Raw genomic sequence first — 14,472 nt, forward strand, 5'->3', positions numbered from 1 at the left:
CGGCCGGTGGAAGCGTCCCGGCCGGTGGTTTACGCCAACTCGGGCAAGTTCTCCCGAAGCGATTAAGTTGTGTGCAATTAAATTGTGCACAACTTAATTGCACACAACTTAATTGTGCACAACCAAACGGCTAGCCGGAGATCACGTGAGTGGTGAGGGGTATCGGCCGGGGTGGGTATTCGTAGCCCCAGGCACCGGTGCGACCCGGTAACTCCCCGTGTCCTCCGTCATGTGAACCAAGTCGGCGGTGGTCCGCCAGGGCGGTGGAACCTCGATGGATATTGCGTTAAAGCCTTGGACGCTGCAATTTTTGGTGGAAATGGTGTCAAGCCCGGGGCAATTATTGTTCAGCGCATGACATATATGCCTGGCTGAGGTGACAGGTCGTGACGATCGCGGTTGCCGGGCGCAGGCACGGGACTCCATCGGTCGGGACGCGTGGAGAACTCCCATGGTCAGTGGACCCGTGCCTGCTCACTGCTCCCGCCCGGGGTTCCGATAGCCGCAGCCGCAGCCGCAGCCGCAGCCGCAGCCGCAGCCGCAGCCGCAGTCGGTGTCAGGCGCGGCCGGAGCCGGCTGTGACCGTGGCGATCAGGGTGCCGGAGAGGGTGCCTCCGGTGTAGAGGCCGCCGCCGACGGCCGTGCCGCTGACCGAGCCGCCGGTGTAGATCCTGTACTGGGTGCCGCGGGTGATGGTGGGCAGGTCGAAGATCACGCCTTTGAGGACGCGGGTCGAGGTGAAGGACGCGAGCTGGGTGCCGGATGTGGTGGCCAGGTGGAAGACCGTGCCGGCGGGCTGGTTGGCGGAGAAGGAGTACGCCACCCAGGCCTGGCCGCTTGTCGGGAGGGTGCTGGTTGAGGCGGTCAGTCCGGTGGCCACGATCGTGCCGCCGGTCATCGTGAGGGCGCCGTTGGAGTCGAGGCCGCCTTCGCCGCCGCCGCGGGTCGGGGAGCCGTTGGCGATCACGACGCCGCCGGAGATGGTGAGGACGCCGTTGCTGTCCAGGCCGTCCGTGCCGCCGTTCACCGTGACGACGCCGCCGGTCACCCTGATGAAGGCGTTGGGGGCGTTCTGCATTTCGGGTACGCCCTCCTCCGCCGCGTTGACGGCGTCGTCGGTTGCGGTGACCGTGATCGTTCCGCCGGCGAGGGTGGTCTGCATGGCTTCCAGGCCCTCGTACGACTTGGTGACGGTGACCGTGCCCGCCGAGACGGTCAGCGCGGTGTCGGCGTGTACCGCGTCGTCGCCGCTTGCCGCGGTCACCGTGCCGCCGTCGATGGTGATGTTCGCGTTGGAGTGGATGCCGTCGTCCGAGGAGTTCACGTTGACGGAGCCGTCGCTGACCACGACGAGGACGCCGCCCTTGACGCCCTTGGTCGAGGCGGTGCCCGGGGTGGTGCCGCTACCCCCGCCCGTGGTGGCGGTGAGCGCGCCGCCGGCCACGATCACGTCGGTGGTGGCGTCAACGCCGTCCCCGGTGGCGGTGAGGGTGCGGGTGCCGGCGCCGAGGTAGACGTACCCCTTGGTGGTGTCGGTGGCATCGTTCGACTTGATGGCGTCGCCCCCGGCGGTGATGCGCTGGGTGCCGCCGGTCAGTACGACGTAGTCCTGGCCTCGGATGCCGTCGTCGGTGGCGGTGACGGTGAGCGCCCCGGCATCGATGACCAGGCCGTCCTCGGTGGCGATGCCGTCGGCGGCGTTTCCGCGTACGGTCAAGGCGCCGTTGCCTGTGAGGGTGAGGTCCGCCTCGCTGAACAGAGCCGCGGTCTGGCTCTGCCCGGCCGCGTCGGTGAGGCTGTTGGTCGTGCCGTCGGGCAGCACCACCATGACCTCGTCGGCTGCCGTGACCGCCAGGGGTGCCGCGGTGGAGCTGGTGATGCTCGCGTTGTTGAGGATCAGCCGCACGATGCCGGTGCCCGTGCTGTTCACGACGATGCGCCCGTTGGTGAGGGAGCCCGCGAAGCGGTAGGTGCCGGCGGCGGTGACCGTCACGGTGCTGCCGCTGATCGTGACGCCGGGGCCCGCGGACGTGGCGCCCGTGCCGGTGAGCGTGACCGCCACTTCGTCCGCGGTGTTCCAGGTGTGGTCCGCCGGGTCGTCGTGATCCGGGGCGTTCGCCGCGAGCGCCTGGGCGGCGGCCGGTCCGACGGCGGCCTGGGCGGCCGTCGTGGGGACTGCCACGAGGGTGGCCAGGAGGACGGCCATGGGGACGAGGGTCTTGCGCATCATTACTCCTACTCGGTGGGGGTGAAGTGACGCCGGAGGAGGCGGCGCCACGGTCCTGAGGGGAGGTGCGGGCGCAGCGCGGCGAGGCCGGTCGCGTACTTCGAGATCGCGATGGGCCGGTGGCCGTGCGCCCAGAGCAGCCGGTCGGCCTCGGCCGCCGCCGCGAGGGTCTTGGTCTCGACCACGACGAGATCGGGCAGGCTGAGCTCCGCGGTGCCGCCCAGGTCGGCCCAGTTGAGGCCGACGTCGATCGTCAGGCGGCTCTGTGACCTGGGCATGAACAGCGTTGCCCGGTGGTAGTCGGTGGCCAGCACCGGGCCGAGGGCACCCGGTTCTGCGCCGAGCAGTCCGTCCACGAACCAGCGGCCCGGGGTCACGTCGTGATGATCGTCCGGGGGATGCGGGAGCCGGGATTTCGCCGTGCCGCCCCGGCCCGCCTCGGTCTTGACCTCCAGCCAGCACGCGCCGGAGTCGACGTACGTCCGGGTGCGCACCTTGAACCGGCGGCGCCGGCGCAGCGCGGTGAGCCGGTAGCTGGTCAGCTCCGGGGTGTCGAAGTAGACCGAGGCGTAGCGGAAGAGCCGCAGCCCCCCGATGTCCAGCGCCCGGGCGCCCCGGGTCAGCTCGGGCAGCAGCGCGTGCAGGTCGGCGCGGCGGAGCACGTACTTGCGGTCGCGCCGGGTCATCAGCGCGGCCCGGTCGGTGAGCTCGGCGAGCCCGATCGGGGACAGCCGGTCGAGGGTCTCGGCGATCACTTCACCACCGCCTTCTCCCGGACCGGAAGGGCCGACCGGGCCGGGAGGGAGTAGCGGACCTCGACGACGGTGGTCTCGGTGACCAGGTCGACCCGCTCGACCGTGGCGGCGTGGACCCGCCCGCCGAGGAGTTGTTCGAGCCGCGCCACCAGGGCGGTCTCGTCCGTGATGGCTTCGTCGAGCACCACCGTCTGCCGCCGGTAGCTCCGGAAGACGCGGGGGTGGTCGCCGACGTACATGACCACGATGACGAGCGCCATCAGCGATGGGGCGAGCCATAACGAGTCGCCGCCGAGTGGTCCCAGGATGCCCAGCGCCAGCGCGGAGAAGTAGTACGCGACCTCGTGCTGGTCCAGCTCCGTCGAGCGGAGCCGGATGATCGACAGCACCCCGAACAGGCCCAGCCCGAGCCCGGCCCCGACGGTGCTGGAGGTCAGCGACCCGGCCACCGCGAGCACGCCGACGTTGACGCCGAGGAACGCGGTGATCAGGTCGCGGCGCCGGTGCCGTGGGAAGTAGAGGCCGAAGACCAGGACGCTCACAGCGACCAGGTCGATCAGGAACAGCGTGAGCCGGGCCATCGGCGCCTCCAGTGCGGTGGCCGCCCGGTGAACGAGCGGCAAACAATCCATGACTTTCAATGGAGGCTAGAGGTCTGGGAGCGTTTCCAACCTAAGAATCAGCTGTGAATCCATAGACAGATATCGATTAGCTGTCCTTACGGAAGGAGAGGACTCGCTCACACCTCGGGACGGCAGGGTTGGCTTCCCGGCGCCTGCACGTAAGGTGGAGGAAACAACTGAATACCTCATCCAGAGGGGCTGAGGGATACGGCCCGATGACGCCCCGGCAACCACCGTGTCCGCACTCTGCTCGTCACTGACGACGAGCAATCACAGAGTGTGGCGCGCGGCAGGTGCTAATTCCGTCCCGTTTCGCGGAGATTCCGCGTCCGGGGAAGATGAGAAGGAGCCTCGTCATGACGGCCGTTGCCGCCCCCACCACGTCCACAAGCCCCGCCCGTGCCTTGGTCTGCCGCGGTTGCGGGACCGAATTTCCCCTCGCCGCGCAGCACGCGTGTTACGAGTGTTTCGGCCCGCTGGAAGTCGCGTACGACCAGGCCGCCCTCGCCGCGGTGACCCGTGAGCAGATCGAGGCCGGCCCGAACAACATCTGGCGTTACGCCGCCCTGTTGCCCGCCGGTCAGGACCCCGCCACCCGGGTCACCCTCGACCCCGGCATGACCCCGCTGGTCAGCGCCCCGGCCCTCGCCGCCGAGATCGGGCTGCGCGCCCCGCTGTGGGTCAAGGACGACTCCGCCAACCCGACCCACTCGTTCAAAGACCGGGTCGTCTCGGTGGCTCTCACGGCCGCCCGCGAGCTCGGCTTCACCCGGTTCGCGTGCGCCTCCACCGGCAACCTGGCCAACTCGGTCGCCGCTCACGCAGCGCGGGCCGGCGTACCGTCCATCACCTTCATCCCGAGCGACCTCGAGCCAGGCAAGATCATCACCACCGCTGTGTACGGCGGGGAGCTGGTCGCCATCGAAGGCTCGTACGACGACGTGAACCGGCTCTGCGGCGAGCTCGTGGAGACCGACGAGTTCGAGGACACCGCGTTCGTCAACGTCAACGTGCGCCCGTTCTACGCCGAGGGCTCCAAGACGCTGGGCTACGAGGTCGCGGAGCAGCTCGGCTGGCGCATCCCGGCGCAGGTCGTCATCCCGATGGCCTCCGGCGAGCTGCTGACCAAGGTGGACAAGGCGTTCAGTGAGCTGATCGAGATCGGCCTCGTCGAGGCGCCCGAGGGCGGCTGGACGGTCTACGGCGCGCAGTCCGCGGGCTGCAACCCGATCGCGACCGCGCTGCACAACGACACCGACACGATCATCCCCGTCAAGCCGACCGGCATCGCTAAGTCGCTGAACATCGGCGACCCGGCCGCGGGGGCGTACGCCATCGAGGCGGTCAAGCGCACCGGCGGCTGGATGGACTACGCCGACGACGACGAGATCCGCGAGGGCATCCGGCTGCTGGCCCGTACCACCGGCGTCTTCGCCGAGACCGCGGGCGGTACGACGGTCGCCGTGCTCAAGAAGCTGGTCGAGAGCGGCAAGCTCGACCCCGAGAAGGAGACCGTCGTCTACAACACCGGCGAGGGCCTGAAGACGATCGACGCGGTCGCCGGCCTGGTCGGACCGACCCACACGATCAAGCCGTCGCTGCGCGGCGCCCGCGAGGCCGGCCTGTTGGGCTAACCGTCCGTAGTGGTCGTCCTGCCCACCGTGGAGAAATAACCCCGGCGAGGTCTTGCGCGGGGGTTCCAGGGTCGGCAGGATGCTCTACGCGGGAGGGCGCGACGCCGTACGAGGCCCCACCTTATGAGCTTGGTGACAATCTCCTAGGGGCCCAACGACCCGGTGCCGGAGGCATCGTGCGCGCGCCCTCTCGACCAAAAACCCTTGCGGCCTCACGGCCAAAAACCAGTCGTGCTCCAGACGCGGACCGAGGACCATCCGCCGGATGGACATCTCCGCTCTGAGCACCGCCGACGAGGAAGCTGTCTACCTCGTCGCCAAGGCCTCCGCCGAGGCCGACACCCCGGACGTCCCGCCCTGGTCGAGGGCGGCGTTCCTGGCCCGGATCCATGACCCGTGGCCCGGCCACAACTTCGAGTTCCACGTGGCTCACGACGACGACGGCCAGGTGGCCGGCTATGTCGAGCTCGGCCTGCCCCAGCTCGACAATCTGAGCAACGTCAACCTGCAGGTGACGGTCCACCCCGACCGGCGCCGCAAGGGCATCGGCCGGGCGCTCTACACCCTCGCCGTGGAGCGGGCCCGTGCCCACGGCCGCAGCCACCTCATCGGCCCGACCGTCGACCGGCGCCCGGACGGCCCGGCGTTCGCCACCGCGATGGGCGCCAGGGCCGGGCTGGCCGAGCTGCGCAGCCGCCTCGACGTCGCGGATTTTGACATCCTGAATCTCGACGTGCCGATCGCGGACGGTTACCGGCTCGTGCAGTGGACCGATCACGCACCCGACGACCTGATCGACGATGTCGCCCTGCTGGACAGCAGTCTCATGACGGAGGCGCCCAGCGGCGACCTCAACTGGGAGGCCGAGAAGATCGACGCCGCCCGGGTCCGCGAGTCCGAGGCCGCGATCGTCGCGCGCAACCGCACCGGCTACAGCAGCGCCGCCGTACACATCGGGACCGGCCGCCTGATCGCCTGGACCCAGATCACCTGCCCGAACGACGATCGCTGGCAGGCCTGGCAGCAGATCACCATCGTCGACCCCACCCACCGCGGCCACGGCCTCGGCCTGACGATCAAGGTCGCCAATCTCAGGTACGCCCGGAGCACCCGCCCCGAACTCCGAGCCATCGACACGTTCAACGCCGCGGACAACGCCGCGATGCTCCGCGTCAACGAGGCGATGGGCTTCCAGCGTCGCGAGACCTGGAGCCAGTGGCAGGTGACCGTGTGAACCGCGGTCGCAGCGGCCGCTCCGCGTAACCACCCCGGGCCAGTCCCGCACGCCGCTCGAAGACGTTACGGGTGCCGTAGCAGCCGGTCAGCGCCCACGAATACCCGCACGCAACCCAGTAGGCGGGCCAGAAGAGCGGACCGAGCAGGGCGTACTGACGGGCGTGCGCGCGCTCGTGGTCGAACAGCCCCGCGCGGTCCTCATGCAGGAGCCAATCCGCGCTGCGCCGGGTGATGATCACCGACCCGACCGTGAAACACGTGGCCGGCGGGACCCGGCGCCGATACCCCTCGGCGACGAGGATGCCGTCCCGCCCGCGCCGCAGCTTCGCCCCACCGAGGACCGCCACGGCGAGCCCCACCGCGGTGGTCCCGTTGACGGCGTTGCGCTTCATGAGCAGCCCGGCTTTCGCGTCACGCGCCCGGCCGTGCTCACGCGCGGCGGCGCATCTGGAGCTCCTGCAGGCCGTGCACGGCGGGGTGCGGGACGCGCACGCCCGTGTCCTCGAAGCCCAGCCGCTCGTAAGCCCGGACCGCCCGGTCGTTGCCGACCACGACCTCGAGCATCAGCTCGTGCCGCCCGGCCTCCACCGACCACTGCGCGACCGCGTCGACGAGCGCCCCGAGCACACCCGTGCCGCGCCGTGCGGGGGTGATGTAGACCGCGAAGATGACCGTGGCCCGCGGGTGCTCCGGCAGCACCGTGCCGCCGGCGTGCCCGATGAGCCGCCCGCCCGCCGGATCCGCGACGAACTGGGCGAGGTGCATGCCCTGGGACGCCTGCACGATCCGGCGCCGGTAGTCGGCGTGCGAGCGCGCGGCGGCCTGCGCCAGGGTTTCCAGGAACGCCAGGGGGCTGTCGGCGAGCATCTCCAGCCGCAGGGCGCGCATCCGTGCCGCATCCTCGGGCGTGACCCGGTGCACGGTCATCGGCGGTGCCAGAACGCTGGTCATGCTGCCTTGCCTACCCCCTGAAACAGAACGCGGCAACCCGGATGGCCGGATTGCCGCGTGCCGGAAAGGCTCAGGAGCCCAGCTCGAGCATCCGATCGACCACGCGCTTGGTCGCCGAGCCGTCGTCCAGGTCACAGAACCGGGCCTGGAACGCGGCGCGTTCGTCGGAATACGCACCCGGGTCCACCGCGATCTCGGCCAGCGTCTTGACGACGTCCTCCGAGGTCATCAGCAGCGGGCCGGGGGCCTCACGCTCGAAGTCGAAGTAGAAGCCACGCAACTTGTCGCGGTAGTGCTCGAGGTCGTACGTGAACAGCAGGATCGGCCGGCCGGTGTTGGCGAAGTCGAACATCACCGAGGAGTAGTCGGTGATCAGCACGTCGGTCACCGAGAGCAGGTCGGCCATGTCCGGGTACGTCGAGACGTCGATCACGAAGCCGGAGCCGTCGTCGGGGATGGGGTCGACGACGTTGGGGTGCCGGCGGACCAGCAGCACGTGGTCGTCGCCGAGCATCCGGCGGGCGGCGGCGAGGTCGAGCTGCATCGACATCTTGTAGCGGCCCTGACCGTAGAACTCGTCGTCGCGCCAGGTCGGGGCGTACAGGATGACGCGCTTGCCCGCGGGGAGGCCGATGCGCTTGCCGATGGCCGCCGTGGCGACCGGGTCGTTGTGGAACAGCACGTCGTTACGCGGGTAGCCGGACTCCAGCATCTCCCCGCCGTAGCGGAACGCCCGCTGCAGGATCGGGGTGCTGAAGCGGTTGGGCGAGACGAGGAACGTCCAGTTGGGCGTCTCCTTCTCGACCCGCTGCAGGTAGTTGCGGTCCGCGTGGCGGATGTCGGTGACGTCGAACCCGATCCGCTTCAGCGGGGTGCCGTGCCAGGTCTGCACCACGATCTGGCCGGGACGGCGCTCGAACCAGTCCGGCAGGTGCGAGTTGGTGACGATGTAACGGCTGGTGGCGAGCGCGTCGTACCACTCGGTGCCGCCGAGGCGGGCGGTCGACAGCGTCTCCGGGGTGGCGGCCTGGCCGTCGCGGACCGTCAGATACTGAGCCTCCAGCGGGAGCCCCCGGCGGACGAGCTCCTCGTGCATCGCCTTGGGGCTGTCGGAATACTGCCGGCCACCGAAGCTCTCGAAGAGCACCGCGTCGCGCAGCGGACTGCGGCGCAGGGTCGCGATGCGCTTCTGCCGCAGCTGGGTACGGGCGTACGCCCCGCGCTCCTCGACCTGCAGCACCGAACCGGCCCGCAGCGCCACGAAGTCGCCCTCGGACAGCTCCAGCCTGAACTCGCGGTGCTCGTCGGGGGAGTAGGCCGGGCAGATCGCGCGGACGGCGTTGGCCACGACGAGGTTGGTGACCTCGTAGGAGCCGCCGGCCCGATGGCTGACCAGCAGGTCCCAGAGGCCCGGGCGCAGCTCGACGGCGTCGCCCCAGGACGGCACCCGGCTCGGGTTGATCTTCGCGGTCCACCGGTTGCCGTCGACAGCGACGTCGAGCGCGCGCTCCTCGGCCGCACCGCGCATCCGCAGCTTGATCTCGGGGGCCCCGTCGACCGGCCGGAAGTCGCCGGTCAGCGTCAGCGTGCCGTCGGCGGACCACGCGGCGGTGTCGGCCACCGGACCCTGTGCGCGGGCGCAGAGCCAGAGGAAGCCCGCGGCCGTACGCCGGACGAAGATGTGCCGGTCGTAGACCTCCGAGCGGGCGGTGTCGAGCTCGTCGCTGAGCAGGTGCACGGACTGCTTGCCACCGCTGGAGAACGTCATCTGGATGCGCCAGCGGTCCATCGGGCCGCCCGGCGGGGGCATGACCGGGGGACCGGCGTGCTCGAACAGCTCGCCGAGGCGCACGACGGCACGGAACGAGGTGGCGCCGTTCTTCGTCGCGCCGAACTCGACCGCCGCGGTCGTCTCCGCCACGTCGGTGACCCGGCACAGGCGTAGCTTGCCGGCGCTCGGTGTGGCACCGATCACGAGGCCGTCGATGACCATCTTGTCGTCGTCGAACGAGATGGCCGTGGCCTTGGCGGTGACCTTGTCGACGCGCAGCAGGATGTAGGAGCCGTCGGCCACCGGCGTGAGCTGGGTGGTGGCGTCGATGTACTGCGGGACGAGGTTCAGCCGGGTCGGGTGCGCACCCAGCTTCAGCCGGCCCTTGCGCAGCTTGGTGCCGGCGATGATGCCGACGGCGATCTGCCAGCGGCCCTCTTCCCAGCCGCCGCCGGACTGCAGCTGCGCGGGGTCGACCGTGACCTCGAAGCCGGACCAGTCGTAGGACTTGTCGGGGTGGGTGGAGGTCGCAGTCGCCTCGGGGTCGCGGCGCGGGCTGGCCGCCAGCGTGAGCGTGCGCCCGGACTTGCGCTCGCGCAGCCGGACGATGCGCGCCGACGTCCAGCGCGAGTTGGCGGCGGTGCCGTCGATGTAGGCATACGCCTGGATGACGAGCTTGCCGTCACGCCAGAACACGTTGGTGACCCGGCTGCGGACGGCGGGCTTGCCCATGTCGTAGAGATCGCGCGGGACGCCGGCCGACGGGTCGTCCAGGAACGGCAGGTCGGCGAAGCGGCGGCTGCCCTCGTTCTTGGTCTCGATCGGCATGCCGGGCCGGCTCGCGAGCAGGACCTCGATGACTTCCTGGAGCTTGCCCGCGCGGATGAGCGACCAGCAGACCGCGAACTTCGGCGGCAGGCTCTCGATCGTGCCGGGACGGACCCGGGCGAGGAAGAGATTGACCTCGCGCATGAACTTCGCCTGGAACTCCGGGTCGGCGTCGGGCAGCGCGCCCAGCACGATCGCGAAGTCGTCGACCAGGACGTTGGCGTCGTACGCCTGCTTGACCTCGCCCTGGTGGTGCTCGCCGAGGAAACGGCTGACCCGGTCGACCGCGCGCAGCCGGTCGGCGGTGGTCTCCCAGTCGGTGCGGCGCTGCGTGATCGACTTCTCGCCGCTCTCGCGCTTGCGCCAGTAGTAGACCGGCACGTTGACCACGTCGACGGCGGTGGCCATGGCGTGCGCGGTCAGCGCGACCGGCACGTCCTCGAAGACGACGCCCTCGGGGAAGGTCAGGCCGTGCTCGTCCCAGAACTTGCGGCGGTAGACCTTGTTCCAGACCGTGCGGTCCTTGAGCAGGGTGAGCCGCTGGCTGACATGGGTACGCAGCACGGTCCTGCCGAAGATCGGGGTGTGCATGTGCGAGGCGTTCGCACCCCGGGACGTCAGCGACCGGACCGCGCCACAGGCGAAGTCGGAGCCGCTGTGCTCCAGGGTGGTCATCATCATCTCGTACGCATACGGCGGAACCACGTCGTCGCCGTCGGCGAAGGTGAGGAACGTCCCCCGGGCGATGGCGATGCCCACGTTGCGCGCCTTGCCGGGACCGGCCTCGCTCTGGTGCACGGCCTTGAACCGGGAGTCCTTCGCGGCCCACTCGTCGGCGATCGCGCCGGTGCCGTCGACCGAGCCGTCGTCGACCACCACGACCTCGAGGTTGTGGTAGGTCTGCGCGGCGATCGAGGAGAGGCACTCATCGAGATAGGCGTCGATGTCGTGAGCCGGCACCACGACGCTGAGCAGGGGCTTGGCGCCGGGGCTCGGGGACTGTGGCGACTCGGTGACCGAGTCGGTGACGCTGGGTGATCGCTGTGCCGGAATCCGCTTGCTGTCCGGCTCCCGTAGGTGGGCGCTCTTGCCGGCGCCGACGATACGGTTGTCCACTCCGCTCACTCCTCAATCCGGGCATAACCGGATCGTCCGTAGTCCCGCGGCATGCCAGCCGCACCCGCACCGTACAGGCAACGTCAACTTGCCGCCCACTCCGCGTCAACCTGCGGCAACGCGGAATTTAGCATTGATCTGCCCGGATTGAAACGGGCAAAAAACGTATTCCGGAACACCCTGCGAGGTATGGACCGGTTGCATTACGGCTCACCGGCCGATCGGTCCATCGCTGAATGGAGTGACCGCCGTCACGGCTGGCGGCGTCGTTGGTCCCTGGGCCGGGGATTGTTCACGCATCGTGATCAAGAGGGTGGGCCTTCGGTCCGGCCAGGGGGGCGGTGGGGCGGTCGGATGGGGCCCCTGGGCATGGCCGTTGTGCTTGCACTCGCCCTGGCAGAGTGCTAAACAGGTCATTGGCACTCGCGACGCGTGAGTGCCAATCAGGTCGGGACGGTGGGGTCCCTGGCCGCGGTGCCGCCATCGGCGCCGGGGTGCGGGACCGGTCGTCGCGGGCTTATCCGGCTCGACCTGAGGACGTCGCATCGCCAGGTGGCGACGTCCAAAGCGTTCCGCAACCAGCGGAGAGCGGGCCGAGGAGGCCCGGCACCGCGAATGTCCAGGAGGACACAGCCGTATGGCCAAGATCATCGCATTTGACGAGGAAGCTCGTCGCGGCCTCGAGAGTGGTATGAACCAGCTCGCCGACGCCGTCAAGGTGACGCTCGGTCCCAAGGGCCGCAACGTCGTCCTCGAAAAGAAGTGGGGCGCTCCCACCATCACCAACGATGGTGTGTCGATCGCCAAGGAGATCGAGCTCGAGGGCACCTTCGAGAAGATCGGCGCCGAGCTGGTCAAGGAGGTCGCCAAGAAGACCGACGACGTGGCCGGCGACGGCACGACGACGGCGACCGTCCTGGCCCAGGCGCTGGTCCGCGAGGGCCTGCGCAACGTCGCCGCGGGTGCGAACCCGATGGCCCTCAAGCGGGGCATCGAGGCTGCTGTCTCTGCCGTGTCCGAGGCCCTGTCGGCGCTTGCCAAGGATGTGGAGACCAAGGAGCAGATCGCCTCCACCGCCTCCATCTCCGCCGGTGACTCCACGGTCGGCGAGATCATCGCCGAGGCGATGGACAAGGTCGGCAAGGAAGGCGTCATCACCGTCGAGGAGAGCAACACCTTCGGGCTCGAGCTTGAGCTCACCGAGGGCATGCGCTTCGACAAGGGCTACGTCTCGGCCTACTTCATGACCGACGCTGAGCGCATGGAGGCCGTCTTCGACGACCCCTACATCCTCATCGCCAACAGCAAGATCTCCGCGGTCAAGGACCTGCTCCCCGTCCTGGAGAAGGTCATGCAGGGCGGCAAGCCCCTCGTGATCATCGCCGAGGACGTCGAGGGCGAGGCCCTGGCCACCCTGGTCGTCAACAAGGTCCGTGGCACCTTCAAGTCCGTCGCCGTCAAGGCCCCGGGCTTCGGTGACCGCCGCAAGGCCATGCTGGACGACATCGCCATCCTCACCGGTGGCACGGTCATCAGCGAGGAAGTCGGCCTCAAGCTCGACACCGCCGACCTGAGCCTGCTCGGCTCGGCCCGCAAGATCGTCATCACCAAGGACGAGACCACCATCGTCGACGGTGCCGGCAACGCCGAGCAGATCCAGGGCCGGGTCAACCAGATCCGCGCCGAGATCGAGAAGTCGGACTCCGACTACGACCGCGAGAAGCTGCAGGAGCGCCTGGCCAAGCTGGCCGGCGGCGTTGCGGTCATCAAGGTCGGCGCGGCCACCGAGGTCGAGCTCAAGGAGCGCAAGCACCGCATCGAGGACGCCGTTCGCAACGCGAAGGCGGCCGTCGAAGAGGGCATCGTCCCCGGCGGTGGCGTGGCGCTGGTCCAGGCCGGCAAGACCGCGTTCGACAAGCTCGACCTGGTGGGCGACGAGGCCACCGGTGCGAACATCGTCAAGGTCGCCCTCGACGCCCCGCTGCGTCAGATCGCCGTCAACGCCGGCCTTGAGGGTGGCGTCGTCGTCGAGAAGGTGCGCAACCTCGAGCCGGGCTACGGCCTGAACGCCGCCAACGGCGAGTACGTCGACCTCCTGGCCGCGGGCATCATCGACCCGGCCAAGGTCACGCGCTCCGCCCTGCAGAACGCCGCCTCCATCGCGGCGCTCTTCCTCACCACCGAGGCCGTCGTGGCCGACAAGCCGGAGAAGAACCCGGCCCCGGCCGGCGCCCCCGGCGGCGGGGACATGGACTTCTGAGTCCAGCCCCACCCTGCACCACCAGTTCCACGACGCGGGCCGTCCCTCCGGGGGCGGCCCGCGCTGCGTCATGCCACGCCGGGTCCGAAGATCTCCTCGACCGTCCACCGGCGGGAGGACAGACCCTGCTCGTGGTGGTAGCGGAGAAAGGTGTCCAGCGCCTTCCGGTTGGCGGCTGTTCCGTACGGCCACCAGTCGTACGGCAGCTGCCGGCTGTTCTCCTCGAAGAGGGCGTTGGTCCAGGGCAGCATGTGATGCACCTGGTAGAGCCGCTGGCTGTCGCGGTAGCGCTGAGCGGCGGCGTCCTTGGCCGCCAGGAACGCGCGGTAGACGGCGCCGGCGAGATCGGGTTCGGCGGCGAGCAGGCCACGGGGCGCGGCGATCGCGTGCATCATCGGGAAGATCCCGGTGCGGCGGAAATAGTCGCGTTCAACCGCTTCGTAATCGGGGAACAGCCGTCGGATCGCCGGTGACCCGTCGAGGACCGGCTGCGGGACGTTGGCGGTGAACAACGCGTCGATCTCCCCGGCCACCAGCATGTCGCTGAGCGTGGAGCCTTCCGGTGCGGTGGTCACGTCGACGTCGGCCGGGTGGGGATGGGTGGTGAAGCCGAACGGCGTCATGGGACGGTCGAGCCCGCCGATCACCCAGCGGTTCTTCTCCGGCCGGAAGCCGTACTCGTCCATCAGGATGCCCTTGGCCCACACACCGGAGTCCTGACCGTAGACGCCGAACTCGCCGATCGTCCGGTCAATCAGATCATCGGGTCCCGTGATGCCGCTGCCGGCGTGCACGTAGACGCACGAGTGCCGGAACACCCGGTTCGGGAACGCGGGGATCGCCAAAAACGGCGCCCCGGCCTCCAGCGACCGCAGATAGAACGTCAGCCCGAACTCGGCAACGTCCACGTCGCCGCGGATCAGCTTCTGGAAGATCTCCGGCAGGGTCGGTGCGGTCGACATCGTGACCGACCGCACCCCGTCCACCGTGACCGAGCCGTCGAACAGGGCCTCCGTGGTGTCGTACCTGCCGGCGGCGATGCGCACGTCGAGGTTCTGCATCTCGCCAGCG

At 69.4% G+C, this 14,472-nt stretch carries 10 protein-coding genes and 1 riboswitch; of the genes, 3 read left to right on the plus strand and 7 right to left on the minus strand.

Annotation, left to right across the window (positions count from 1 at the left end; translation table 11 throughout):
• Positions 1–556: 556 nt before the first annotated feature.
• Genes Ahu01nite_RS19720 through Ahu01nite_RS19730 form a run of 3 tightly spaced genes read right to left on the minus strand, consistent with a single transcriptional unit; the run spans position 557 to position 3,614 of the window.
• A complete protein-coding gene (locus Ahu01nite_RS19720) occupies positions 557–2,227 on the minus strand; it encodes a carbohydrate-binding domain-containing protein (RefSeq protein ID WP_203838038.1) in 1,671 nt (556 codons plus the stop codon).
• An 8-nt stretch (positions 2,228–2,235) separates the two neighbouring features.
• Positions 2,236–2,982: a polyphosphate polymerase domain-containing protein gene (locus tag Ahu01nite_RS19725; protein ID WP_239158982.1), complete on the minus strand. Its 747-nt coding sequence runs from the start codon at positions 2,980–2,982 to the stop codon at positions 2,236–2,238.
• Complete coding sequence (locus Ahu01nite_RS19730) at positions 2,979–3,614, minus strand: DUF4956 domain-containing protein (protein WP_239158983.1); 636 nt, start codon at positions 3,612–3,614, stop codon at positions 2,979–2,981. Before Ahu01nite_RS19730 ends, Ahu01nite_RS19725 begins: the two co-directional genes overlap by 4 nt.
• 173 nt (positions 3,615–3,787) lie before the next feature.
• A riboswitch (SAM riboswitch) is annotated at positions 3,788–3,950 on the plus strand.
• A gap of 11 nt (positions 3,951–3,961) precedes the next feature.
• Here Ahu01nite_RS19730 and thrC point away from each other — a divergent pair.
• Both thrC and Ahu01nite_RS19740 read left to right on the plus strand, forming a co-directional pair.
• On the plus strand, positions 3,962–5,239 hold the full coding sequence (gene thrC, locus Ahu01nite_RS19735) for a threonine synthase (protein WP_203838039.1): 1,278 nt from the start codon (positions 3,962–3,964) through the stop codon (positions 5,237–5,239).
• A gap of 265 nt (positions 5,240–5,504) precedes the next feature.
• Positions 5,505–6,473: a GNAT family N-acetyltransferase gene (locus Ahu01nite_RS19740; RefSeq protein WP_203838040.1), complete on the plus strand. Its 969-nt coding sequence runs from the start codon at positions 5,505–5,507 to the stop codon at positions 6,471–6,473.
• On the opposite strand, the gene Ahu01nite_RS19745 is transcribed toward Ahu01nite_RS19740, so the two are convergent.
• The 3 genes from Ahu01nite_RS19745 to Ahu01nite_RS19755 all read right to left on the minus strand — a co-directional run bounded on the left by Ahu01nite_RS19745 (position 6,412) and on the right by Ahu01nite_RS19755 (position 11,141).
• Positions 6,412–6,867, minus strand: a complete 456-nt coding sequence (locus Ahu01nite_RS19745; RefSeq protein WP_203838041.1) for a hypothetical protein — start codon at positions 6,865–6,867, stop codon at positions 6,412–6,414. The two genes, Ahu01nite_RS19740 and Ahu01nite_RS19745, sit on opposite strands and share 62 nt — an antisense overlap.
• A 37-nt stretch (positions 6,868–6,904) precedes the next feature.
• A complete protein-coding gene (locus Ahu01nite_RS19750; protein WP_203838042.1) occupies positions 6,905–7,426 on the minus strand; it encodes a GNAT family N-acetyltransferase in 522 nt (173 codons plus the stop codon).
• A 70-nt stretch (positions 7,427–7,496) separates the two neighbouring features.
• The gene (locus Ahu01nite_RS19755; RefSeq protein ID WP_203838043.1) at positions 7,497–11,141 is read right to left on the minus strand and encodes a bifunctional glycosyltransferase/CDP-glycerol:glycerophosphate glycerophosphotransferase; all 3,645 of its coding nucleotides are present in this window, start codon (positions 11,139–11,141) and stop codon (positions 7,497–7,499) included.
• Positions 11,142–11,778: 637 nt separating this feature from the next.
• Here Ahu01nite_RS19755 and groL point away from each other — a divergent pair.
• Positions 11,779–13,401 (plus strand): chaperonin GroEL, encoded by a 1,623-nt coding sequence (groL, locus tag Ahu01nite_RS19760; RefSeq protein WP_203838044.1) that lies wholly within the window; start codon positions 11,779–11,781, stop codon positions 13,399–13,401.
• A 68-nt stretch (positions 13,402–13,469) separates the two neighbouring features.
• On the opposite strand, the gene Ahu01nite_RS19765 is transcribed toward groL, so the two are convergent.
• Complete coding sequence (locus tag Ahu01nite_RS19765) at positions 13,470–14,462, minus strand: substrate-binding domain-containing protein (protein WP_203838045.1); 993 nt, start codon at positions 14,460–14,462, stop codon at positions 13,470–13,472.
• Positions 14,463–14,472: the final 10 nt, after the last annotated feature.

The organism is Winogradskya humida (genome assembly GCF_016862215.1).
GTDB lineage: Bacteria > Actinomycetota > Actinomycetes > Mycobacteriales > Micromonosporaceae > Actinoplanes > Actinoplanes humidus.

What these genes read in the sequence shown, in the direction of transcription:
- Ahu01nite_RS19750 (WP_203838042.1), bottom strand. Translation starts at nt 7,426, where the DNA reads ATGACCAGCGTTCTGGCACCGCCGATGACCGTGCACCGGGTCACGCCC.
- Ahu01nite_RS19740 (WP_203838040.1), top strand. Translation starts at nt 5,505, where the DNA reads ATGGACATCTCCGCTCTGAGCACCGCCGACGAGGAAGCTGTCTACCTC.
- Ahu01nite_RS19765 (WP_203838045.1), bottom strand. Translation starts at nt 14,462, where the DNA reads ATGCAGAACCTCGACGTGCGCATCGCCGCCGGCAGGTACGACACCACG.
- thrC (WP_203838039.1), top strand. Translation starts at nt 3,962, where the DNA reads ATGACGGCCGTTGCCGCCCCCACCACGTCCACAAGCCCCGCCCGTGCC.
- groL (WP_203838044.1), top strand. Translation starts at nt 11,779, where the DNA reads ATGGCCAAGATCATCGCATTTGACGAGGAAGCTCGTCGCGGCCTCGAG.
- Ahu01nite_RS19730 (WP_239158983.1), bottom strand. Translation starts at nt 3,614, where the DNA reads ATGGATTGTTTGCCGCTCGTTCACCGGGCGGCCACCGCACTGGAGGCG.
- Ahu01nite_RS19745 (WP_203838041.1), bottom strand. Translation starts at nt 6,867, where the DNA reads ATGAAGCGCAACGCCGTCAACGGGACCACCGCGGTGGGGCTCGCCGTG.
- Ahu01nite_RS19720 (WP_203838038.1), bottom strand. Translation starts at nt 2,227, where the DNA reads ATGCGCAAGACCCTCGTCCCCATGGCCGTCCTCCTGGCCACCCTCGTG.